This is a genomic window from Lysinibacillus sp. ACHW1.5 (genome assembly GCF_022014815.1).
Classification (GTDB): Bacteria; Bacillota; Bacilli; order Bacillales_A; family Planococcaceae; genus Lysinibacillus; species Lysinibacillus capsici.
Map to the genome: position 1 here is coordinate 1,366,633 of NZ_CP091777.1, position 21,229 is coordinate 1,387,861.

A 21,229-nucleotide genomic window follows, 5' to 3' on the forward strand; every position below is an offset into this window, starting at 1 on the left:
CATAATAAGTTAATAATATAAAGCTAGATTACTAATAAAGTAATTGATTTATAAAAGTTTTCGTAGCACTTCTTGTATGTACAGCACTATAAAGCCTAACGCAAATAGCGTCAGGCTTTATATGTTCTAAACAGCGCCGAATAATTTTAATAAATTAATAATAATAATGCCGATTACCCCAAAGTCTGAATCACCGAAGGTTGTGCCCTCATAGCCAATGTCTCCCATAAAGATAAGGAGTATGGCTGGAATAAAGCTAATTAATAAACCATTGGCAAAGGCTCCGGACATCGCACCAATTCTACCGCCAGTAGCATTTCCAAAGACACCCGCCGCAGCACCTGTGAAGAAATGTGGAACAAGACCTGGCACGATGACTTTTAGTCCGATGAAGGGGAGTATAAACATGGAAACCAGCCCTGCTATAAAACTAAAAATGAAACCAATAATAACGGCATTTGGTGCAAAAGGAAAGATGGTTGGGCAATCAAGTGCTGGTTTTGTATTTGGTACAAGCTTATCTGCAATGCCTTTGAAGGCTGGAATAATTTCAGCAATTAACATCCGTACACCTGCTAAAATAATATAAACACCCGCTGCGAATGTAATCGCTTGCATAATAGCGAAAATAATAAAATTTGAGCCAGCTGATAATTGTGACTCAATATAGGAAGGGCCAGCAAAAAGGGCAACAATTACAAAGAACACACTCATTGTTAAAGAAATAGCAACTGAGGTATCTCGTAAAAAGCCTAATGCTTTCGGAACCTGTATATCTTCTGTGGATTTCATTTTATTACCGAAGAGCTTACCAATCTTTGCAGAAACATAATAGCCAACACTGCCAAAGTGACCAACAGCAAAGTCATCACTCCCTGTTATTTGTCGAACTGTCGGCTGTAAAATGGCAGGGAACACGACCATACAAAGTCCAAGAATGATAGACCCAACAAGAATAAGAGGTGTACCACTCATCCCTCCAACTGATAATGAAGCGGCGATTAAACAAGCCATAAATAATGTATGATGTCCAGTTAAAAAGATATATTTTAATGGCGTAAATCGCGCAAATAGTAGATTCATAATCATACCAAATACCATGATTAGTGCAGTAGCTGTACCAAAATTAGTCTGAGCAGCTGCCACGATGGCCTCATTGTTGGGAATGACTCCCTGTACTTGAAAGGCATGATCGAACATTTTACTAAAATGATCTAAAGAGCCAATTAAGACAGTGGCACCAGCTCCGAGGATGACAAAGCCCATTATCGTTTTTAAAGTACCTGACAGAACAGTGGAACTTGATTTTTTTTGAATAAGTAAACCAATAAAAGCGAATAGGCCGACTAATATAGCTGGTGTTCCTAAAATGTCATGCATGATAACATCTAACATACCAACACCTCATCCTATCCAAATTTTTAATGCTTAAAGCAACGGTTCAAGCTTTTCTTTTATTTCTGAAATACTCATCATATTTACGATGCTCACAATGATTCCTTTGTCTTTCGCTAATTCATTCACGATATCTGCTGCCCCTAAATAAATATCTGCTTTCTCCGCCTTGGCAGACGCTAAATCTGTATGCGTTACCTCTGCATCTTTCCCCAATACTTCTAATGCTTTTTTAACATTCAATTCTAAAATAAAGCTACTTCCTAAACCGCTTCCACACACGACTAAAATTTTCATTCTGTTGACTCCTTTGTCGTATATTGTTTGATTTTCTCCCATATCATGTCCGCATGTTGACAGGCGATTAGGTCATCAATCTGATCGGGTTCTTGTAAGACTAATGCCAAATCAGCCAACACCTGTAGATGTGAAGCATTGTCAATGGCAGCTAGCACAATCAGTAGGTAGACAGGCTGATTAGGGCTAAAAAAAACAGGCTTTTGTAATCGTAGCAAGCTTATGGCTAGTTCAAGAACCCCATCAGATGGCCGTGCATGAGGTATGGCTACTTTAGGTGTGATGACAACATAAGGACCATAGTGTTCAATCGATCGAATCATGGCTTCGACATAGTGCTGTTCAATTTTGTGTTGTTGTACTAATGGGCTAGCCGCTAAATGAATTGCTTCTTGCCATGATCGGACAAAGTTTGCAAGCTGTATACAATCTTTTGTCAACAGCTTGGTTAGCAAGGACAACCCTCCTTTCATAAAAATATCTTCCCATTCCATGTTATTACGACTGTATGTGGAATTATGTCATCGTAGAAGACATTTTTAATTGCTTTGCTATTTCATAAACCGACATTTTGACAAATTCATCCATTTTATGATCTAAGCGCGTTTTCGGATAAATCAATTGAATTTTTCTATTTAGTGTTACATCATGTAGATCTTTCTTCAGCAGTACACCTGATTTTAATTCTTCTTCTATTAAGGAAACAGATAGAAACGCCAAGTTTTTGCCAAAGGTCAGCATCTTTTTAATCGTGCTCACAGAATCCAGCTCAATTGTGTAAATAGAAGGCTGAAATGGGTCCATCCACTTTTCAATGAAGTGATTCGTGGAGCTAGAGGATGTATGCAACAATAGCTTGTATTTAAGAATATCTTCTTTGGTGATGTCTTTTTGTGCTGCTAGCTCGTGAGATGGGCTGAATGCCAATACAAGTGCATCTTCACCGATTGTTTCGTAATGAAGTAAAGGATTTTCCTGCTTAGTCTCCATGATGAGCCCAAAATCTAATTCTTGTAGTGCTACCTTTTTTTCAATTTCAGGTGCTGTTTTTACTTCTAATGAAATGCGAATCTCAGGATAGGTCGTTGAAACTTGATGAATTAAATCTGCCATAAAAATATGGGCAGGTAAGCCACTCGCCCCTAGTCGTAATGAACCGATATGGCCTGCTAAAAGATTTTCAATAAAACGATCCATATCCTTTTGAAGTTGAACCATTTGACGAGCGTAATGATACACACCTTCGCCCGCTTCTGTTAAACGGTATCCTCCAGCATTTGTTCGAAATAAATGAATACCGTATTCCTCCTCTATAGAGCGAATATGAAAGGATACGGTGGGGGCTGTAATGCCAAGTGCTTTGGCGACAGGGGCTAATTTTTTTAATTCTACAAGTAAGCAAAATGCCTGTAATTTACTATTGTTCATTTTATCCTCCTAAAGGAAATTAGAAAAAATCTTGTATTTGCTTTAGTTTATTAGATTTTTTTTAACGTGTTATTAATAGTAGATTAATATTTTCTAAATATCTGGAATTTATAGTTGTAAGTAACGAGGAGGATACTTATGAAAATCTCATTAAAAAATATCGAGAAAAAATATGGGCAGTCTCAAGCATTGTGGCCGATTGATGTGGAGTTAGATCAGCAATTTATTACGATTCTCGGACAATCAGGCTGTGGCAAAACAACCTTATTAAAGTTGATAGCTGGCCTTGAACAGCCATCAAAAGGAGAAATACGATTTGATGACACCCTCATTTATTCTTCGGTGTCTCGTAAAAATGTCAAACCAAATAAGCGTAATATTGCCATGGTTTTTCAAGATTTTGCTCTATGGCCACATATGACCATCTTCCAAAATATTGCCTTTGGCTTAAAGGGCATTATTCCTAAATCAGCTATTCCTGAACGAGTCGAGCATGTGATGCGATTGGTAAAAATGCAAGGCTATGAGAAACGAAAGCCAGGTGAATTATCGGGTGGACAACAGCAGCGAGTGGCATTAGCTAGAGCTTTAGCGACCAAACCGCAATTAATTTTATTTGATGAACCTTTATCCGCTCTCGATGCTGTTTTAAGAGAGCAAATGCAAGATGAAATCATGCACCTCATTCATGAGCTTAATTGCCAAGCCATTTTCGTAACACATGATCAAACAGAGGCCATGACAATGTCTGATCAAATTATCGTTATGGAGGCAGGGAGGATTGCTCAAATTGGCTCGCCTGAGGAAATTTATCGTGCACCAGCAACGCCCTATGTGGCAGATTTTATTGGCAAAGTGAATTGGCTTCACAATCGACAATCAATTGTGCGACCTGAGGGTGTTTCGAGAATATCGCGTCCTGGTACGATTGCCAAACAAGCGCAGATTGTGAAAAGTACATTTGTTGGCGATCGTTATCTCGTACAAGCACAGGTAGAAGGACAGTATTGGAGCTTTTATGAAAAGCAGCCATTAGAGCATGGAGAAAGATTGCAAGTTTTTATTGATGAAAAACAAATCTATCAATTGGAGGGTTTACATTGAAGAAACGACATTTTAAATTATGGGCAACTGCTGGCATTTTATTGGCCTTAGCATTAGCTGGCTGTGGTAATAAAGAGGCAAAAGAGACGAATGAAGCAAGTGCAAAGTCACAGGAGGAGAAAGTTCTGACAGTGTATTCTGCTGGGCCAGATGGTTTAGCTGCAAATATTCAGCAAGCATTTGAAGAAAAAACAGGGATTAAAGTGGAAATGTTTCAAGGAACTACGGGTAAAATTCTCTCTCGTTTAGAAGCGGAAAAAAATAATCCTGTAGCTGACATTGTTGTACTTGCCTCTGTTGCCTCAATGGATGGGTTAAAAGCAACAGATCAATTGCAAAGCTACGAAGCGGCTAAAAACAAGGACAAAATCAATAGGGATTGGTCGGATCAAGATGGATATTTTTATGGCTACAGTGCCTCTGCTTTAGGTATTGCCTATAATACGAAAAATACGACACAGGCCCCTACGGATTGGTCTGATTTAGCAAAAGCTGATTGGCAAAATAAAATTAATATACCAGATCCAAGTCTGTCAGGCTCTGCTGTTGATTTCTTATTTGGCTACACAGCAGCAGAAAAAACAGCTTGGAGTACGATTGATAGTTGGAAGAAAAATGGCTTACAAGTCAATGGTGCGAATAAAGAAGCCTTGGATGCGGTTATTACAGGCGAGAAAAATGCCACGATTGCAGGTGTAGATTATATGGCTTATAAAGCAAAAGCAGACGGTGAGCCAGTGGAAATTATCTATCCGACGAGTGGGACAGTAGTTAGTCCAAGAGCAGTAGGTATTTTAAAGGATGCACAACATGTAGAATCTGCACAAGCCTATGTTGATTTTTTATTGTCAGATGAAGGGCAAAAGCTAGTAGCAGATGCTTACTTATTACCAGGGAATAAAGATATTGCTGTGAAAAATCGTGCAGCATTAGATGACATTCCACAGTTAACAGTTGATTGGATGGGTGCGGAAGCGAAACAGCTGGAAGTACTAACAAAGTTTACGGATTTAATTCGCTAAATAAAGGGAGGTTGATATACCTCCTTCTAGTTTTCATAGAGAAGGGTTGACATCGTCATGATAATGGAAGGAAGACGAGCTTTTGGATTTTTACTGACAATTGTCATCATATTTGCTATCGCACCGTTGATGGCCATTTTATTTTATACCTTTATAAAAGAGGGACATGTTGATATATCACAGTTTAGTCGAATGTTTGCACACGATAGAATATGGAAAACACTTGGAAATTCGATGGTTTTAGGAGTTTTCGTGATTATTGGGACAACAATTATCGCATTACCTATGGCTCTCATTCGCACGAAAACAAGTTTATATCAATATGAATGGCTCGATATAGTGTTAACGATTCCATTTATGACACCTCCCTATATTGGTTCAATGGGCTGGATTTTGTTTATGCAGCACAATGGTTTTTTACAGCAGCTTATTCCAAGTGCTGCTTGGATGACAGATTCCTTCTTTTCCTTATTTGGCATGGTAGTGATCATGAGCCTACACCTGTTTCCATTTTTGTATTTAATGCTGAAAAATACATTGCTTCGCATAAATGGCTCATTTTTAGATGCAGCGCTGATTTTTGGGCGAAGTTCTTCGCAAAATTGGCTAAAGGTTGTGTTACCTCTTTTGCTTTCGAGCTATGTTTTGGGAAGTCTCCTTATTTTTATTAAGACGCTTGCTGAATTTGGAACGCCAGCTACATTCGGCAGTCGGATTGGGTTTCAAGTGTTTACAACCGAAATTCATTCCTATTTATCAAGATGGCCAGTTGATATTCGCATGGCAACCTCGCTATCCTTATTCTTATTGTCAGTTTGCTTAGTCATTTGGTATTTCCAAAATCTCATTGGACGCAAATATACATATGGTGTGCTATCAGGAAAAACATCTGCTAGACGTGAGATCAAGGACAAGTGGTATATAAGAACAGCTTCGTGGACTTTTGTAGGGCTTGTTTTATTGCTATCTATCGGCATTCCTTATTTCTCTATTATCGTGACCTCTTTGCAAAAGGTACGGGGAGATGGTTTACAGGCAGGGAATTTCAGTTTGGCTTCTTATCAAGAGGTCTTCACTAGTGGAAGTGCAGGATTGACAGCATTTTTAAATAGCATTGTTTTTTCTATCATGACGGCCTTGATAACCGCCATAATAGGTTTATTCATCGCTCTTTATATTAAAAAAGGAGAAACCAGAAAGCAGCAAATATTAGACTTCTTTAGTTTAATGCCTAATATTATTCCGGGGATTGTCTTTGTTGTAGGTTTAATTATGTTTTGGAATGCTCCCTGGCTTCCTGCAACAATTTATAACACAAAGGCAATGGTAGTAGTCACATACTGTGTACTGTTTTTACCTTATTCGGTGCAGTATATAAAGTCTTCGTTTTCACAATTAGATGCCTCTATTTTTCAATCAGCTGCTATTTTTGGACGTAGTAACATTGCGGTTTATCGTCGCATCATCCTACCACTTTTGATGCAGGGTATTTTAACAGGAATGATGATGACTTTTATTATTTCAATGCGAGAGCTTGTAGCTGGCCTTTTAATTTTGCCACCATCCGTAGAGACAGGGGCAACCTTTATCTATAGCCAATTTGAGCAAGGCAATGTAGGGGTTGGAATGGCAGTAGCTGTTATAACCGTCCTTATAACTGTTATTTTTATGTTCCTATTGGGTTGGCTACAAAAACGAGGAGGGCAGGCCAATGCTTAGTGTTGAAATTTTAGGTGGTGTAGGCGAATATGGGCGCAATTGTTTTTATATTGAAAATCAGACGCAGGCCATTTTATTGGATTGTGGCATTATGAAAAATACACAAAAAACGCCACCAAATATGACATCTAATCATATTGAAAAGCTAGCTGCTGTCTTTATTTCTCATTCGCATATTGATCATGTAGGGGCATTGCCATTACTACAGAACATGGGCTATACGGGACCGATACTAATGAGTCATACAACTGCTCAGCAGCTTCCACTGCCTATTCCACAAATCCGAACTTTCTATCCAGATACGATTGGAAAATGGATAGAGGTCAATGAATATCTTGCCTTTCAATGGGGATATAGTGGGCATTTAATTGGAAGCGTGTGGTACAAAATTCGTTTCTTTGATGAAATGATTTTTTTCTCTGGTGATTATGTAGTCGATTCGTATTTATTAAAGGCGACCTTACCAGAGGAGGATGGAACGGTTTATGATGTAGCGTTTATTGATAGTGGACATGCGGAAAAATGTATTCGAAACCTTGAGGTGTTACAGCAAATGGCTATGTATGTAAAGGCACATCCCAATCATTCATTTATATTCCCCTCCTCTTTTTCGGGCAAAACAGTCGATATTATGACGTATCTTTCAGAACATACAACTCGAGCGATTAGGATAGATGCCAAGCTACAACCTTTATTGGCGCATTATGATAAAGAACATGAAAATATTTGGCCAAATAAAGTGATGCTTTTAGAACGACTCAAGCAAAAACAGGACAGTGACCATGTACTGTATTTTGTCTCAGAGCAGGATGAGGCTCAAGTGGAGGAGCTTGCAAAGAATTATCCGACGGCAATTTTTGTTCATACAGGCTATTCTCGTCATGCTTACAATCCAGCTGGTTTAAAGCATTTCTCTGAGGAGTTCTTCTATAAAACACATCCAGACTATTGGGATTTAGTGGCACTGTCGCAGAGACTTCGTGCACGACAAACGATCTATTTTCACAGTACACATACAAATTTAACCACAACATTTCTGAAGGAGGAATTAAAGCGTGACTAAACTAAAAAAATGGGCATTTTATCTGTGTGTCGTGGGCTTGATAGTGATTAGTATGATTAGTGTGAATACAACACAAGCGAAAGCAGCCATTGAGCCAGGCCATGAAATTAAATTCAATATTAAACCTGAGATTTTTAATGAATCAATTATTCTCCAGGCTTTTCAAGCAACTAAAAAGAATGACGTAAAAGTTTATTTTTATGATACGCTTGACCAATCGTTTCTACGTGATGACTATATACACCGCTTACGTGTATATAAGGGTAGTAATAAAATGGATGTAACCTACAAAAAGCGTTTTTTAAACACACCTTTAAGTGAAGCAATGGCAGAAACAATGAATCATGGTTTTACTGGTTCTGAGTCAAATTATAAGTTTGAGCTAGATATTAAGGGAGATCATCGTACATTTACGATAAGCCGAAAGGAATCCTTGAAGACTTCTGCTGAGATCTCTTATGATTCAGTTGCTACAAATGTTGCGAAAAAACTCATTCTTGAAAATGCGCCAAAGAAAATTGTCAATTGGAATTCCGAAGCATGGTATAAAAATACGTTGTCTCAAGTTGTGGTATATGGGCCTGCTAATGCTACGACCTTTAAAGGAAGCTTTTTAGGACATGAAGCGGATATAGAGGTATGGCAGTACAAAGGAGACATTATGGTTGAACTTTCTACGAAGGTAGATGATGCGGCTCAAGCAGCTACTATAGAAAGGCAATGGTATGAGCAGCTATTATCCACTGGCTATCTAAGCGGGGATCAACGTGGTAAAACGGCATTTGTTATGGATAAATGAATAGGACGATAATGATTTCGCCTCATATAGAAATGAGGCGAAATTTTTCTTTGGCAACAGAGAGATTAAAAAAGTAGGTCCATGTTTGTTCTAACTTTGATAATTTCGCTTACACTTACTATAGGACGAACTTTGGGTGATATGAGGGGGAAATAACATAGCAAAAAAAATGGGCATTGTTACACTGCTACTTTTCGGTGTTTATGTGCTTTGTATGTACTGGTATATATTCCACAGCGGTGGTGGTAAAATACCAAGTGCCTTACAAGGAACGGCGGCAGATCCAGTGATGTTTATGTCTGGCAAGGAGCTTTTTTTAAGTGGTGAATATTCAAAAATAAGGAACTTTGTATTCTTTGTAGCCACACCTTTAGAATGGCTTATTTACTTCTTGATTTTACTATTGGGCGTATCTCGTTATTTTGAAAAAGTGACGACCTCCCAAACGAAGTGGAAGCTATTGCAAAATGCGGGTTACTTATTCCTATTATCTTTATTGCTCTATATTGTGCTATTCCCACTTGATTATTATCGCTATCATCTAAGCAAAAGCTATGGCATTAGTACACAAGCATTTGCATCTTGGATGAAGGATGGTGTCATTGATTTTTGGGTGAATTTTGGCACTAGCTTGATTATTGTTACGGTGATTTATTGGCTCATTAAAAAGAGCGAAAAAAGATGGTGGCTCTATGCTTGGCTTTTAACCATCCCTTTTACAATCTTTGTGATGTTCATTCAGCCTGTTGTCATTGATCCTTTATACAATGATTTTTATCCACTAAAAAATAAAGAGCTGGAAACAAAGATACTTACACTTGCTACACAGGCGAATATTCCTGCAGAGCATGTTTATGAGGTCAACATGGCAGAAAAGACTAATGCCTTAAACGCTTATGTGACAGGGATTGGGAGTAATTCGAGAATTGTGCTATGGGATACTACATTAAATAGACTAACAGACAATGAAATTTTGTTTATCATGGCACATGAAATGGGACATTATGTAGAAAAGCATATTTATTTTGGCATTGCAGGCTATTTATTCTTAATGTTAATAGGGCTATGGCTAACAGCGAAAATTATGCGTCGCCTGATTTCACGATATGGACAGGTTTTAAAAATTAATAAAATCAGTAGCATTCGTTCCTATCCATTATTTTTACTCATTACTTCTATTTTACTATTTGCTTCCAATCCAGTATCCAATTTTATATCGAGATATCAAGAAACGAGAGCCGATCAATATGCGATTAGCCTTATGAATGATCGAGAAGCGGCTGTAACAGCATTTCAAAAGCTAACGATTTCAGGCTTAAGTGAAGTGAACCCGCCACTCTTAGTGAAGTGGTTCCGTTATACACATCCACCGATGCTTGAGCGAATCTATAAAGTTGCGGATACAGGGGAACATAAACAAAATATGCCTTTAAAGGAAGAACAGAAGAAAAAGTAAGAGGATAGGTTTTTCAGGAGCGTAAATTGGGTAGTCTATGACAAAGATGTATCAAAAATTGGTCGTTGATTGATAGGGGATAGTATTATGCGAAATGTGATTATAATTACACTTTCTTCCATTTTAGTGGCCTTTGCCTATAATTATTTATTGATTCCCCATGAAATCTTGAGTGGTGGGTTGAGTGGTATTGCCATCATGCTTGGGATTATTACCCCTTTAAATACAGGCGTGTTAAATTTACTGCTTAACCTGCCTTTACTGATTTTAGGTGTGATGAAGCTCGGCAAGCGATTTATTAGCTACACCATTCTTTCGGTGGCTGTGTTGTCAGTGAGTTTATATATTATTCCAATACACAAAGCGACACAAGAGCCAATCCTCGCGTCCTTATTTGGTGGTGTTATTGTAGGGTTTGCAATGGGCATGATTTTTCGAGCAGCTGGCTCCTCAGGGGGCTTTGATATAATTGCTATGCTACTTAGTCGGAAACGTGATTTTCCGCTCGGTACGTTAATTGCCGCTATGAATGGAATCGTAGTGGCTGCTTCTGGCTTTGTCTTTAGCTGGGATGCGGCGTTGTTAACCCTTGTGTCCATTTATGCAACTGGAAAAGTAGTGGATACAATTCATACGAGCCATATTAAATTAACGCTGATGATTATTACGAGTAAAGGGGACGAGGTCAAACAGCAACTATTAGAAAAGCTACATCGTGGGGTAACGATTATCGATGCAAAGGGAGCATATTCAGGCGAGGGTCGGAAAGTATTAATTACTGTTATTACGCGTTACCAACTAGCTGATGTGAAAAGCACGATTAAGGAGACTGATCCAAAGTCGTTTGTGAATATTTTACAGACGACGGAAGTAATTGGGATGTTTGATCGTGGTACAACTAAATAATGCTATTCTCTACACACGTTTTAGGTGATACTTACCATAATCGAACGTGTGTTTTTATTTGAGGGGACGGGGATTGTAAAGATGGAAAAAGAAATAATTCATGCTTACTGTATACAGCTTCATGGAACAACGTATGACTATCAAGAGGAGTGGCAAGCAGATCGCTATCATATCGGTGGAAAAATGTATGCCATGCTTGGGGGAAATAGAACAGGTAAGCCTGTTCTTACATTGAAATGTGAGCCTGCTCGAGCGGAGGAATTACGAGAAGCCTATGCAAGCATTATACCTGGTTACTATATGAATAAAACCCATTGGAATTCCATTTATATGGGTGCTGAGGATGTCCCAAGGGATTTGGTAGAGAATCTTATCCAACATTCCTATGAGCTTGTTTTCAATAAACTAACGAAGAAAGCACAGCAGGAAATTCAATTAATTGGCAACTCATCAAACAAGTAATGAATAGCGCATTTACCTTTTTGGCAAATGCGCGAATGACTAATTATAACCACGCTCACCATAAGGCTTTAGTGTGTCAAGCCATTTTTGCTCCAGCTTTTCGAGCTCTTTTTTTTCATCGAAATAGCCTTCTTCTTTTTTCTTTAAATATTCAACGATTTCTACGTCAAAAGCTTCTTGACCATATAAATTGTAATCTGCCTGAAGCTTCTTGTTCGTATGTGTATTGGTTTTTAGCATAAATTGAAAGCCATTTAAACGCTTTAAATTATTAAAGCTCCCCACAAATACTTTGCCTGTTTGTGTATTGGTCATTGTAAAAACACCAGCTTCAATTTTCATCTCTTTATACATTTCTTTTAACTCTTTTTTATGATCCATTTTTATTAACCTACTTTCTTATTTTTTTACCCAATAGGCACTGCCATCTGCTTTGCGGTCAAGAAAACCGTATTCAATTAAGTAACGACGAATATGAACATAGTCCTCATATATCGGTTTAATCACTTCATTTAATTCTTTTTCAGTATAATGCTTTTCCTCGTCAAAAAGATTTGCTATTGCACGCAGCACTACAATTTTCTGTTTTTCCCGCTTTGGAAAGCGTATCAGTTCCTTGCCAACACCGTTTGGAAATAGCTTCTCTAATAATTGCTGTTCTTCTGTGAGGGTTACGTTATAGCGATCGTCAACCATAGTAGCTGTTTTATGAATAGGCACAAATGGTTCCTCCTTCTGATCTTGTTCTTTTAGTAACTCCATCATCACCATCAATGTTTTGGCTTGGCGTTCCTTTTCTTTCAAAGCAAAACGGTGATGGCGAATCGTTGTGGCACTGCCAATCTCTAATTCTTCTTTTATCTCCTGATCTGATTTTCCCTCATAAAATAAGCGTAAAATATGACTTTGATGTTCTGTTAAGCCTGTCATTTTTTTATTGAGACCGTTTAAATAATGAAAAACAGAATGGTGAGCCGATGTAATATGATGTTGCATCATTTTCTCTGCTTCATATAATAAGCCCTCTTGAGGATAAATAATGCCTTTTTCTACTTTTTCACCGCATAGTAGGCAGGTGAAGTGTGCCGCTTGATCGATATATCCCTTTTTTAGATCATCGATAGGAGCTTGCCAAAATAATTCATTTACATCCATTGCAACCCCTCCTTGATAAAACAAACGAATTTATGATTTGTTTGCTATTTAATATTTAAAATAACAAAATGTTTGTTTTAATGCAATAAAAAACACATCGTATTCTAAACGATGTGTAATATTGCTGGCTCATATTTAGTTATACTTTCTCTTAAATAAGATCATAGATGCTAGAGAAAGAACTACAATTGTACAGACAATCACAATTAGACTTGTTGTGGAGCTAAGTATATGTCCATTTAGTTCATAAACAATGCCATAATTCATTTTATAATCTTCCACATAAGAAGCGGGCACACCATCAAAGACATTTGCAATAGAGCTCTCCATAAATGCATTGCGTAATAATAGTGTTGTATGGCTAATTGGAAAGTACATGATTATATGTTGTGCAAAGCTTGGTAGAGCTCCAAGAGGTACATAAACACCACATAAAAATCCAAGTAATGTACCAACAATTGTGCCGAGTGTTGAGAAAGCATTTTGGGTCGACACAAATAACGAAAGAAATAAATTAAAAACACTCGCAAGCAAGACAGATAAAAACAGTATGCTCAATACCTGAATAAAATCCCCAAAACTTAGAAGCTTACCTCCCGTTGTGACAATAAAGATTTCACAGCCAAGGAGCGCAATAAAGGAAAAAATACAGCCGATAATAAATGCATTGAGCACATAGCTCAACTGAATAGTTGCACGAGAAAGGGGAGCTGTTAAAAAGTCGGCTTGTACTTTGGATTCTTGGTCTTTAACAGCGATACCATAGGCACCAAGTGTTGTCGAAACAGCAATCATGGATAGTAAACCTGCTACTAGCCACTCATTGACCATGGTGATCAATTCAGGTGTAGCTTCTGTTAGTTGTTCAATGGCATCTACCTGCATTTTTTGGAGAAAGACAGCGTACAACACAATGACAATAATGACTGACAGCAGGGAGAAGAACACCTGTGTTTTATCCCGTCTAAATATTTTATTATTACGCAGAACTAAGCTAATTAATGCTTCCACTACGCAACCTCCTCCTCTGCGATAATATGAAGAAAGACATCATCCATTGATCCTTTAATGACTTCGAAGGAGGCGATAAGTGGCTCAGCTTTTTTTAAAAGGGGAAGTGCTTGTAAGGTAGACGTTAAACGGATGGTGTATATCCCTTGATTCTCCGTGTAGGAGATCGCATTTTCCTCAAGAAACTTTACACCCTCCTGTGCATTTTGAAAAACGAGAGCCATTGAATCATAGGCATATTTTGTTTTTAGTGCATCGGGTGTTCCCTGTGCGACAATTTTACCTTGCTTTAAGACAGTGACTTGGTGAGCGACTGCCGCTTCCTCCATATAATGGGTCGTTAAAAAAACTGTCATATTGGTTTCCAGTTGAAGTTGCTTAATCGCCTGCCAAACAAATTGACGTGTTTGTGGATCTAAACCCGTTGTAGGCTCATCCAAAAATAAAATACTTGGACGATGAATGAGTGCACGAGCAATATCTGCTCGCCTTTTTTGTCCCCCTGATAATGTGCCATATTTTTTCTTTTCAATATCCTCTAGATGCAAATAGGTGGAAACAAATTGATAGTTATCGGTAAGCTGTGCTTTCGATAAACCATATGTTTTCCCTCGATGTAGGATATTTTCACGTACAGTTAAGCGCTCATCTAATAGACTTTGCTGGAAAACGACACCAATAGATTTACGGATATCCGCGTTATCATTGCTTGCGTCGAGTGTGAAACCATTAATAGTTACTTGACCACTCGATTTTTTTAGTAAAGTACAAAGTATTTCAATCGTTGTAGATTTACCTGCACCGTTTTCACCTAAAAAAGCGAATAGGGTGCCTTGTTCGACTGTAAAAGAAATGCCTTTGACAGCTTGCTGTTTTCCATATTGTTTACATAAATTTTCAACTTTTATCGCAAAAGTCATAGGTGGTTAATCCCTTCTCTTTTGAATTTCTTTATTGATTTTTTCAATATCATTTAATTGAAAAACATATAGAATACACCAAACAATCAAGTAAATAATGGCTTCCGCAATAAGTACGTACCATATACCTGAATCAAACCAATTACCAAAATAGCCTGCGGTTAGCACACATGCTGTCACCGCTACTAAGTGTAGAAGAAGCTGAACTGTAAAAGGCAATTGCTCCAAATCAAAAATGACGGATAGCAAACCAATGGCAATACCAAGAATGCTCGCGATCACAATTTGCTCCAATAATTCTGTTCCTGACGCCACCGCATTATTTGATAGGACGCTAAGTGTCACTAAGACATAAGAGGAGCTAAGGGAAATGAGTAGACCGATAATCATCATGCGTACATACTTCATGCTATGAATCCCTCCCAATACCTAGGTGTCTCTTTAATTCTTTTAAATATTTTCGGCTGACATGAATGGCTACGTCATTTTCAAGTAATAGCTGTGTAGTGCCGATTTTGCCCATTTGAATAGAGGATATTTTATGGATATTGACGAGTGTAGACTTACTTACGCGCACAAAATCTTTGGCTAGCTGAGCCTCAAGCTCATATAATTTTCGCTTGGACTCAAACTCTTGCTCATCTGTCTGTAAAAAAACCTTGGCATCCTCTGCGTAAATGGAATAAATATCCGAAATTTTTAAGAGATGAATTTCTTGTTGGTCATACCCATCTAGCATCGTAGTTTGCGATGCTTGAAGCTGTCTCATCAATCTTTCAATTTGCTCATTATAGTCCTTGGCATGAATATGAACCTCAGTTTCCTCAAGCTCATGATTGATGGTTAAATGAATTTTCATAGGAGGCCTCCTTTAAAAACGCTGAATCAGGTATTACTAATGTAGCATAGAAAATTTTCACAGGGATAAATTGTTCGATAAGAGGTTTTATTTGCTGGATAACAGGTTCTTTTTCAGCGATAGCAAACAGCTCAAAAGTCGGTCCAGTAGAAAAAGCGGTTTATAAAGGTCATAATAGGCTTATCGAGTTGAAGGGGTTGCTACCATGTTTATTTTTGATAAGCATATGTTCATCACATTATGCATTGGTTTAATAGGTGCTGTAGTTTTTCAATTTTTCCATATACCGATGCCTTGGCTGTTAGGAGCGATTACAGCGGTGCTCATCGTGCAGCTATCCACCAATGTCCAATTAAAATGGCATCATGCTTTCCGCAATTTTGGTTTAGTCGTAGCAGGTTATTCTATCGGCTATGCCTTTACACCAGAAGCTGTACAGGACATCAAGCTTTTTTTAGGAAGCATGGTCGTGTTAAATATCATATTTATTTTGTTGTTTTTTGCGGTAAGTTTCCTTGTTGCCAAGCGTACAGATTTAGATTTTGCGACTGCCTTAACGTGCTGTGTTCCTGGGGGCATGTCGCAGGTTGTGGCATTTGCGGAAGAGCAACAAGAGATGGATATGGTGGTCATCACATTCTTTCAAATCCTTCGCGTTCTTTTAATCGTTGGCTTTGTTCCTTTAATGGTGGCAGGGGCAGGTGGCAATAGTTCTATGATTGATGGAACATACACATGGAACCTTGTTAGCATACTTGTGGTATGTGGTGGCGCAGGGTGGCTAGCACAAAAGCTAAAAATTCCAACAGGCTATATGCTAGGCCCAGTGTTTTTACTAATGGGCGTTAATATGGCAGGGATAGATGTACCAAAATTACCATTATCACTTCTGCATATTGCCCAACTCATGCTAGGAATTTATATCGGATTATTATTGAAAAAAGAGGATTTACATTTATCGAAGAAGCATATCTTTTATGCGTTTGTTTCAGCGGGCATTTTTATTGGGGCAGCCTATGGTTTAACATTTGTGATGGCAGCGTTGTACAGCCTTGATTTTAGGACGAGCTTTTTAAGTATTGTTCCTGGTGGTCTTGATCAAATGGGGATTATTGCCGCTTCGGTCCATGCAAATGTCACGATTGTCACGGCCTTTCAGCTTTTTCGTGTACTAGTTGTCTCGATTTTTCTTGTGCCTGTGGTAAAAATATTTGTGAAAAAAGTGAAAACATGAGGGGGCTATGAATCAACCTCTCATGTTTTTCTTTGTGCAAATTTCCATTAAATAGAACTTTTGAATAATGATAAATGAACGTTAAATTTTCCCTTTCCAAATAATCCGAAAAATGTTATGATAGCCATAACTACTATGAACGGAGGTGAGAAGGAATGAATAAAAACGCTACGAAAACATGTGTAAAAGTGGATACGGCTATGTATTTTGCACGTGTAATTACTTTCGATTTTGCGAACAACGGGATAGGTCTGTCCATTTTTAAGCAAAATCAAATAACAAACGTAGCGAATTAACCATTCTTTTTCACACATTTAATTGAGAAGAGGACTGCTTGTTAATGAGCAGTCTTTTTTGTGTTCAAAAGATGTTTTCGCACGTTTCATTGGAGGAAAAAACGATGCAAATGAAAGCTGAACAAATCCAAAAAATTATGGGTGGCAATATATTATTCGAGAACTTACAGCTAGAGGTAAATAGTGGTGAACATGTGGCGATTGTTGGTGTAAATGGCAGTGGAAAAACGACTTTATTACAACTGCTTGCAGGGGTAGAGATACCTGACAAGGGACGAATAATTAAAAGTAAAGAAGCAACGATTGGCTATTTACATCAGATTCCACATTATCCACTCCATGCCGTAAAAGAAGTGCTAGAGGAAGCATTTGCGGATATTTATGCAATAAAGGCAAAAATGACAGCACTTGAGCAAGAGATGCAGTCGACGGTCACGGATAAAATATTACTGCAATATGGGCAATTGCAGGAGCAATTTATGCTAATAGGGGGCTATGAAGTAGATGCACAGCTAGCAATGATTGCAAATGGACTGGGTATTTCAGATATGCTAGAGCAGCCATTTAGTAGTTTAAGTGGTGGTGAAAAAACAAAGGTTATGCTTGGACAAATTTTATTGAAAAAGCCCTCTATTTTGTTATTGGATGAACCAACGAACCATCTGGATATGCAAGCTATTGAGTGGCTTGAACATTATGTGCGAAACTTTGAGGGGATTGTCATTGTCGTATCTCATGATCGTCAATTCATGAATCAAGTAGCCCAAAAGATTATTGAAATTGAGGATGGGGAGGCTTTTACGTATAACGGCCATTATGATGCTTTTATAGCACAAAAAGAAGCAAAAATTGAGCAACAGTTTGCAAATTATGAAGAGCAGCAAAAGAAAATTAAAAAGATGCAAGAAACAATTAAACGATTAAAGCAGTGGGCAAATGAGGCGAATCCACCAAACGCATCGATGCATCGACGTGCTAAGAGTATGGAAAAAGCATTAGCACGTATCGAGCGAGTAAAGAAGCCCCTTACTAAAAAGAAAATGAATTTAGCGTTAACGATGGCTGAACGCAGTGGTAAAGAGGTCGTGCTATTGCAAGCCATTGATCATAGCTTTGATAAGCCTTTATTGAAGGACAGCAATCTAGCTATTTATTTTGGCGAAAGATTAGCGATTGTTGGGAGCAATGGTAGTGGAAAATCAACATTATTAAAAATGATATTAGGGGAAATCATTCCTAATCAGGGAGTGTGTCAAATTGGAAGCAATGTAAAATTTGGCTACCTTTCCCAACAATTTGAACATCCAAATCCTGCTATACGATTAATTGATGCCTTTCGTGAAAGTGTCGCCGTGTCAGAGGCGGAAGCTCGCCATATACTCGCACGATTTTTGTTCTATGGCTATGATGTCTTTAAAAAAGTGAAGGACCTAAGTGGTGGAGAAAAAATGCGTCTTCGTTTAGCACAATTAATGCATGAGGATATCAATGTTTTAATCTTAGATGAGCCAACAAACCATTTAGATATTGAAGCAAGAGAAGTATTGGAAGAGACACTAGAATCCTTTGAAGGTACGATTATTGGGGTGTCACATGACCGTTATTTCTTACAGAAAATTTTTACGAAAACGGCGTGGATTGAAAACCAGGCTATTCAGGTTTTTGAGGGAGATTATGAGTGGGCTAGAGGAAAACGACAGGAACTTGCAATGAAAACGATTGATAAACAACCAGTAAATAAAACGCAGTCACCTAAAAAGGAATTACCGATTGAACAACAAATTGAAAAATTAGAGACAAAACTACAACAACCATCGCTTGCTAAAGAACAACGGCAGAAGCTTGAACTTCAATTAGAAAATTTATATGAAAGATGGTTAGAAGGGGGCACAGAGCATGTTTAATTTAGAACGCATTATGCAGCTTGATATAGAGTATGTGAAGAGTTTCAGTGAAGTGGAGGTTTGCAAGGAGGGGGTCCTATTTTACAATCAGGCTATCCCAACCTATTATGATGCAAATCATGCACAGATTTGGCGAAAGATTGAACAACCTGATTTATTTTTACAAGACATCAAAGACTTCTACCAATCAAAGTCTCTGATCCCGCGGATTTATTTATATAATCTAGAAGAAAATCAGCTATGTATAGAGGCATTAGAGACGCACGGCTTTCAATATGAGCATTTTGTTAATGAAATTCAGTACTGGGACGGTGAATATGCAATACTTCCACCTAATCCTGCCATTCAAATTGAGCGTGTAACGGATGCAAATAAGGAGGAAGCATTAGCAGTAGAAATGAGCATTTCTGCATTTGGGGAGCCTTCATTAATAAAAAAGGCATTTGAGGAAACCTACCATTCTTCACATTTTACGTATTATCTACTAAGACTAGATGGGGTGGCGTGCTGCTCAGCAACTATTTTTGTGTCAGAAAATCAAGGTAGGATTGAAAGTGTTGCAACAACTGAAAGCTATCGTGGTCGAGGTTTAATCGGCTATATGCTGCAGCATATCCAACAGCAATCAGTCAAGCTGGGATTGAACGATCTTTGGATATTACCAATTAGTGAACAGGTTGCCAAAGTCTATGAGAAGGCAAATTTTAAATCGGTGGGCTCCATTGCATCGATTCATGCGTTTACTGAAGGGAAGAGCATTCAAGACATCCGCCAGCAGGCTTAAATAGCTACTCATAAAGATTGCCAAATTCCTGTAGTGCTTACAAGGAATTTGGCAATTTTTTAGAACTGTACTTGGCAATTTTGATTACAAGTGCTTTGATGAAGGGATGCTTTAAAATATAATCAGCAAAAATTATTTCCTGCCCCTGTAGCAAGATAGCTGCTCATTACGACATCAAATTCCTCAGGCCTCAGTTAACAGTATCCATTGTCAGCTATCGCTTTGATATGAATTTGCGAGATGGAACTATACCTGCTTAGCAGGAGCTGGTGGACCATTCATTTTTGCGATGAATGCCTATAAATGGAGGTGGGAGCTGTTTTATTGGAGCTTCTGTTACTTATTTTAATCGTGTAGTATATGTCTAATTGTTTGCGAATGAAACTTGTTAAAGGATAAGTAGGAATGAATGAAAACTAGTAAAATCCTGAATAGTATCGACTATTCGGGATTTTTGTTTTATTGTTAAAAAGAAGGATTTTCAATTATTAAAAGTTTTTTACTTGAAAAAATGTCGTATTCGATTTATTGTCTTTAGAGATACTTGTTTAATGGACTTGGAGGATATGAAATGCACGGAATTTATATACGCTATAATGTCTCAGATGAAACCCAAGCAGCACAATGGCCCAAAAAAATGGATGCATTTGCGTATGTTCAACGAGAAAAACCACAACAAGACAATGATAACTTGCTGTCAAAAGAAGAGCTAAAAAACCATGCCATTCGCTATATTAAAAGCTTGAAAGACAATGCAAGTGTCCATTTAGTAGAGCAGCGCAACGGTGAAATTGAACATTTTGATCGACGCTACATGGAGTCATTAAAGTTAAAGGAAAGCATCGATTCCCAACTTATTAATCTAGAAGAAATACGCTTATTATTGCAATTAATGAATGTCTTGAATTTATCCCATGCTTTTGGAGAAAATGCTGGCAAACTACTTCGTCAAATAACGCCATATGCCAAAGAGGTAGAGCATCCAACATTCCAAACAACACGCGTTGAGCGCCATTTTTATTCGGAGCTAATTGAACAAATAGAAATGGTTTATGCACGAATTATGCGTCAGCACAACCCATCGACAACGGAAATGCAGCAATCAGAAAAGCTCTGGACAACAGTCTGTGAGCAAGCGATAGAAAAAGCAGAAGCACGAATCGAACGTCTATCTTCTATCAAGTTAAAGCATGAGAAAAATTTACTAGAGTTTGGTCACTTAAAACAGCAAAATATCGAAGCAAAGGAACGCTTAGATCTAGCTGTCCATGAACTGGACGCCATTTTAAATGTATTAGAATCATAAGAAAAGCATGTCTCCGTCAAAATCGGAGACATGCTTTTGTTGTTGTCGTCGGATAGAAGGACAAAAGTGACGGTTAGCAGTGCGAAAGTGGTAGATAGCTTCGTAAGAT

General features: G+C 38.0%; 23 protein-coding genes. 13 read left to right on the top strand and 10 right to left on the bottom strand.

Annotated elements, in window-relative coordinates; genetic code table 11:
* Positions 1 to 126 precede the first annotated feature (126 nt).
* From L6W14_RS06435 to L6W14_RS06450, 4 genes are all read right to left on the bottom strand, one after another.
* Complete coding sequence (locus L6W14_RS06435; RefSeq protein ID WP_066037585.1) at positions 127 to 1,395, bottom strand: PTS ascorbate transporter subunit IIC; 1,269 nt, start codon at positions 1,393 to 1,395, stop codon at positions 127 to 129.
* 33 nt (positions 1,396 to 1,428) lie between these two features.
* Positions 1,429 to 1,692: a PTS sugar transporter subunit IIB gene (locus L6W14_RS06440; RefSeq protein WP_004232490.1), complete on the bottom strand. Its 264-nt coding sequence runs from the start codon at positions 1,690 to 1,692 to the stop codon at positions 1,429 to 1,431.
* Positions 1,689 to 2,147, bottom strand: coding sequence for a PTS sugar transporter subunit IIA (locus tag L6W14_RS06445; protein ID WP_131519632.1), 459 nt, complete (start codon positions 2,145 to 2,147; stop codon positions 1,689 to 1,691). Before L6W14_RS06445 ends, L6W14_RS06440 begins: the two co-directional genes overlap by 4 nt.
* A gap of 61 nt (positions 2,148 to 2,208) precedes the next feature.
* Complete coding sequence (locus L6W14_RS06450) at positions 2,209 to 3,120, bottom strand: LysR family transcriptional regulator (RefSeq protein ID WP_131519633.1); 912 nt, start codon at positions 3,118 to 3,120, stop codon at positions 2,209 to 2,211.
* Positions 3,121 to 3,258: 138 nt separating this feature from the next.
* Between L6W14_RS06450 and L6W14_RS06455 the strand changes: the two genes are divergently transcribed.
* From L6W14_RS06455 to L6W14_RS06490, 8 genes are all read left to right on the top strand, one after another.
* A complete protein-coding gene (locus L6W14_RS06455) occupies positions 3,259 to 4,224 on the top strand; it encodes an ABC transporter ATP-binding protein (protein ID WP_131519634.1) in 966 nt (321 codons plus the stop codon).
* Complete coding sequence (locus L6W14_RS06460; protein ID WP_237899945.1) at positions 4,221 to 5,246, top strand: ABC transporter substrate-binding protein; 1,026 nt, start codon at positions 4,221 to 4,223, stop codon at positions 5,244 to 5,246. The genes L6W14_RS06455 and L6W14_RS06460 overlap by 4 nt, the downstream gene beginning before the upstream one ends.
* Positions 5,247 to 5,303: 57 nt before the next feature.
* Positions 5,304 to 6,965, top strand: coding sequence for an ABC transporter permease (locus L6W14_RS06465; protein WP_237899946.1), 1,662 nt, complete (start codon positions 5,304 to 5,306; stop codon positions 6,963 to 6,965).
* Positions 6,958 to 8,028, top strand: a complete 1,071-nt coding sequence (locus L6W14_RS06470; RefSeq protein WP_131519637.1) for an MBL fold metallo-hydrolase — start codon at positions 6,958 to 6,960, stop codon at positions 8,026 to 8,028. The genes L6W14_RS06465 and L6W14_RS06470 overlap by 8 nt, the downstream gene beginning before the upstream one ends.
* Entirely contained in the window at positions 8,021 to 8,827 is an 807-nt protein-coding gene (locus L6W14_RS06475; protein WP_131519638.1) for a hypothetical protein, read from the top strand. The genes L6W14_RS06470 and L6W14_RS06475 overlap by 8 nt, the downstream gene beginning before the upstream one ends.
* 157 nt (positions 8,828 to 8,984) lie before the next feature.
* On the top strand, positions 8,985 to 10,283 hold the full coding sequence (locus tag L6W14_RS06480; protein WP_305036168.1) for a M48 family metallopeptidase: 1,299 nt from the start codon (positions 8,985 to 8,987) through the stop codon (positions 10,281 to 10,283).
* A gap of 87 nt (positions 10,284 to 10,370) precedes the next feature.
* Positions 10,371 to 11,189, top strand: a complete 819-nt coding sequence (locus tag L6W14_RS06485; protein WP_004232517.1) for a YitT family protein — start codon at positions 10,371 to 10,373, stop codon at positions 11,187 to 11,189.
* An 81-nt stretch (positions 11,190 to 11,270) separates the two neighbouring features.
* Complete coding sequence (locus L6W14_RS06490) at positions 11,271 to 11,651, top strand: MmcQ/YjbR family DNA-binding protein (protein WP_237899948.1); 381 nt, start codon at positions 11,271 to 11,273, stop codon at positions 11,649 to 11,651.
* A gap of 39 nt (positions 11,652 to 11,690) precedes the next feature.
* Here L6W14_RS06490 and L6W14_RS06495 read toward each other — a convergent pair whose 3' ends face one another.
* The 6 genes from L6W14_RS06495 to L6W14_RS06520 form a co-directional block, all read right to left on the bottom strand.
* Positions 11,691 to 12,032 carry a GIY-YIG nuclease family protein gene (locus L6W14_RS06495; RefSeq protein WP_131519641.1) on the bottom strand — a complete coding sequence of 114 codons (342 nt, stop codon included), beginning with the start codon at positions 12,030 to 12,032 and terminating at the stop codon, positions 11,691 to 11,693.
* An 18-nt stretch (positions 12,033 to 12,050) separates the two neighbouring features.
* On the bottom strand, positions 12,051 to 12,806 hold the full coding sequence (locus L6W14_RS06500) for a DUF2087 domain-containing protein (protein WP_131519642.1): 756 nt from the start codon (positions 12,804 to 12,806) through the stop codon (positions 12,051 to 12,053).
* A 135-nt stretch (positions 12,807 to 12,941) separates the two neighbouring features.
* Positions 12,942 to 13,817 carry an ABC transporter permease gene (locus L6W14_RS06505; protein WP_131519643.1) on the bottom strand — a complete coding sequence of 292 codons (876 nt, stop codon included), beginning with the start codon at positions 13,815 to 13,817 and terminating at the stop codon, positions 12,942 to 12,944.
* Complete coding sequence (locus L6W14_RS06510; protein WP_131519644.1) at positions 13,817 to 14,737, bottom strand: ABC transporter ATP-binding protein; 921 nt, start codon at positions 14,735 to 14,737, stop codon at positions 13,817 to 13,819. Before L6W14_RS06510 ends, L6W14_RS06505 begins: the two co-directional genes overlap by 1 nt.
* Positions 14,738 to 14,743: 6 nt before the next feature.
* Complete coding sequence (locus L6W14_RS06515; protein ID WP_131519645.1) at positions 14,744 to 15,145, bottom strand: DUF3021 domain-containing protein; 402 nt, start codon at positions 15,143 to 15,145, stop codon at positions 14,744 to 14,746.
* 1 nt (position 15,146) lies between these two features.
* Positions 15,147 to 15,596, bottom strand: coding sequence for a LytTR family DNA-binding domain-containing protein (locus L6W14_RS06520; protein ID WP_131519646.1), 450 nt, complete (start codon positions 15,594 to 15,596; stop codon positions 15,147 to 15,149).
* A 205-nt stretch (positions 15,597 to 15,801) separates the two neighbouring features.
* On the opposite strand from L6W14_RS06520, the gene L6W14_RS06525 reads away from it, so the two are divergent.
* The 5 genes from L6W14_RS06525 (at position 15,802) to L6W14_RS06545 (ending at position 21,120) form a co-directional block, all read left to right on the top strand.
* Positions 15,802 to 16,830 carry an AbrB family transcriptional regulator gene (locus L6W14_RS06525; RefSeq protein ID WP_131519647.1) on the top strand — a complete coding sequence of 343 codons (1,029 nt, stop codon included), beginning with the start codon at positions 15,802 to 15,804 and terminating at the stop codon, positions 16,828 to 16,830.
* A 155-nt stretch (positions 16,831 to 16,985) separates the two neighbouring features.
* Positions 16,986 to 17,126 (top strand): RAxF-45 family protein, encoded by a 141-nt coding sequence (locus tag L6W14_RS06530; RefSeq protein ID WP_004232534.1) that lies wholly within the window; start codon positions 16,986 to 16,988, stop codon positions 17,124 to 17,126.
* Between the two features lie 104 nt (positions 17,127 to 17,230).
* Positions 17,231 to 19,030 carry a ribosomal protection-like ABC-F family protein gene (gene abc-f / locus L6W14_RS06535; RefSeq protein ID WP_237899951.1) on the top strand — a complete coding sequence of 600 codons (1,800 nt, stop codon included), beginning with the start codon at positions 17,231 to 17,233 and terminating at the stop codon, positions 19,028 to 19,030.
* Positions 19,023 to 19,814: a GNAT family N-acetyltransferase gene (locus L6W14_RS06540; protein WP_237899953.1), complete on the top strand. Its 792-nt coding sequence runs from the start codon at positions 19,023 to 19,025 to the stop codon at positions 19,812 to 19,814. The genes abc-f and L6W14_RS06540 overlap by 8 nt, the downstream gene beginning before the upstream one ends.
* A 571-nt stretch (positions 19,815 to 20,385) precedes the next feature.
* Complete coding sequence (locus tag L6W14_RS06545; protein WP_131519650.1) at positions 20,386 to 21,120, top strand: hypothetical protein; 735 nt, start codon at positions 20,386 to 20,388, stop codon at positions 21,118 to 21,120.
* The last annotated feature ends 109 nt before the right edge of the window (positions 21,121 to 21,229 follow it).

Coding starts and splice junctions, on each gene's coding strand:
- L6W14_RS06545 (WP_131519650.1), top strand. CDS start 20,386: ATGCACGGAATTTATATACGCTATAATGTCTCAGATGAAACCCAAGCA.
- L6W14_RS06455 (WP_131519634.1), top strand. CDS start 3,259: ATGAAAATCTCATTAAAAAATATCGAGAAAAAATATGGGCAGTCTCAA.
- L6W14_RS06450 (WP_131519633.1), bottom strand. CDS start 3,120: ATGAACAATAGTAAATTACAGGCATTTTGCTTACTTGTAGAATTAAAA.
- L6W14_RS06525 (WP_131519647.1), top strand. CDS start 15,802: ATGTTTATTTTTGATAAGCATATGTTCATCACATTATGCATTGGTTTA.
- L6W14_RS06490 (WP_237899948.1), top strand. CDS start 11,271: ATGGAAAAAGAAATAATTCATGCTTACTGTATACAGCTTCATGGAACA.
- L6W14_RS06440 (WP_004232490.1), bottom strand. CDS start 1,692: ATGAAAATTTTAGTCGTGTGTGGAAGCGGTTTAGGAAGTAGCTTTATT.
- L6W14_RS06470 (WP_131519637.1), top strand. CDS start 6,958: ATGCTTAGTGTTGAAATTTTAGGTGGTGTAGGCGAATATGGGCGCAAT.
- L6W14_RS06510 (WP_131519644.1), bottom strand. CDS start 14,737: ATGACTTTTGCGATAAAAGTTGAAAATTTATGTAAACAATATGGAAAA.
- L6W14_RS06540 (WP_237899953.1), top strand. CDS start 19,023: ATGTTTAATTTAGAACGCATTATGCAGCTTGATATAGAGTATGTGAAG.
- L6W14_RS06500 (WP_131519642.1), bottom strand. CDS start 12,806: ATGGATGTAAATGAATTATTTTGGCAAGCTCCTATCGATGATCTAAAA.
- L6W14_RS06485 (WP_004232517.1), top strand. CDS start 10,371: ATGCGAAATGTGATTATAATTACACTTTCTTCCATTTTAGTGGCCTTT.
- L6W14_RS06435 (WP_066037585.1), bottom strand. CDS start 1,395: ATGTTAGATGTTATCATGCATGACATTTTAGGAACACCAGCTATATTA.
- L6W14_RS06520 (WP_131519646.1), bottom strand. CDS start 15,596: ATGAAAATTCATTTAACCATCAATCATGAGCTTGAGGAAACTGAGGTT.
- abc-f (WP_237899951.1), top strand. CDS start 17,231: ATGCAAATGAAAGCTGAACAAATCCAAAAAATTATGGGTGGCAATATA.
- L6W14_RS06530 (WP_004232534.1), top strand. CDS start 16,986: ATGAATAAAAACGCTACGAAAACATGTGTAAAAGTGGATACGGCTATG.
- L6W14_RS06495 (WP_131519641.1), bottom strand. CDS start 12,032: ATGGATCATAAAAAAGAGTTAAAAGAAATGTATAAAGAGATGAAAATT.
- L6W14_RS06465 (WP_237899946.1), top strand. CDS start 5,304: ATGATAATGGAAGGAAGACGAGCTTTTGGATTTTTACTGACAATTGTC.
- L6W14_RS06515 (WP_131519645.1), bottom strand. CDS start 15,145: ATGAAGTATGTACGCATGATGATTATCGGTCTACTCATTTCCCTTAGC.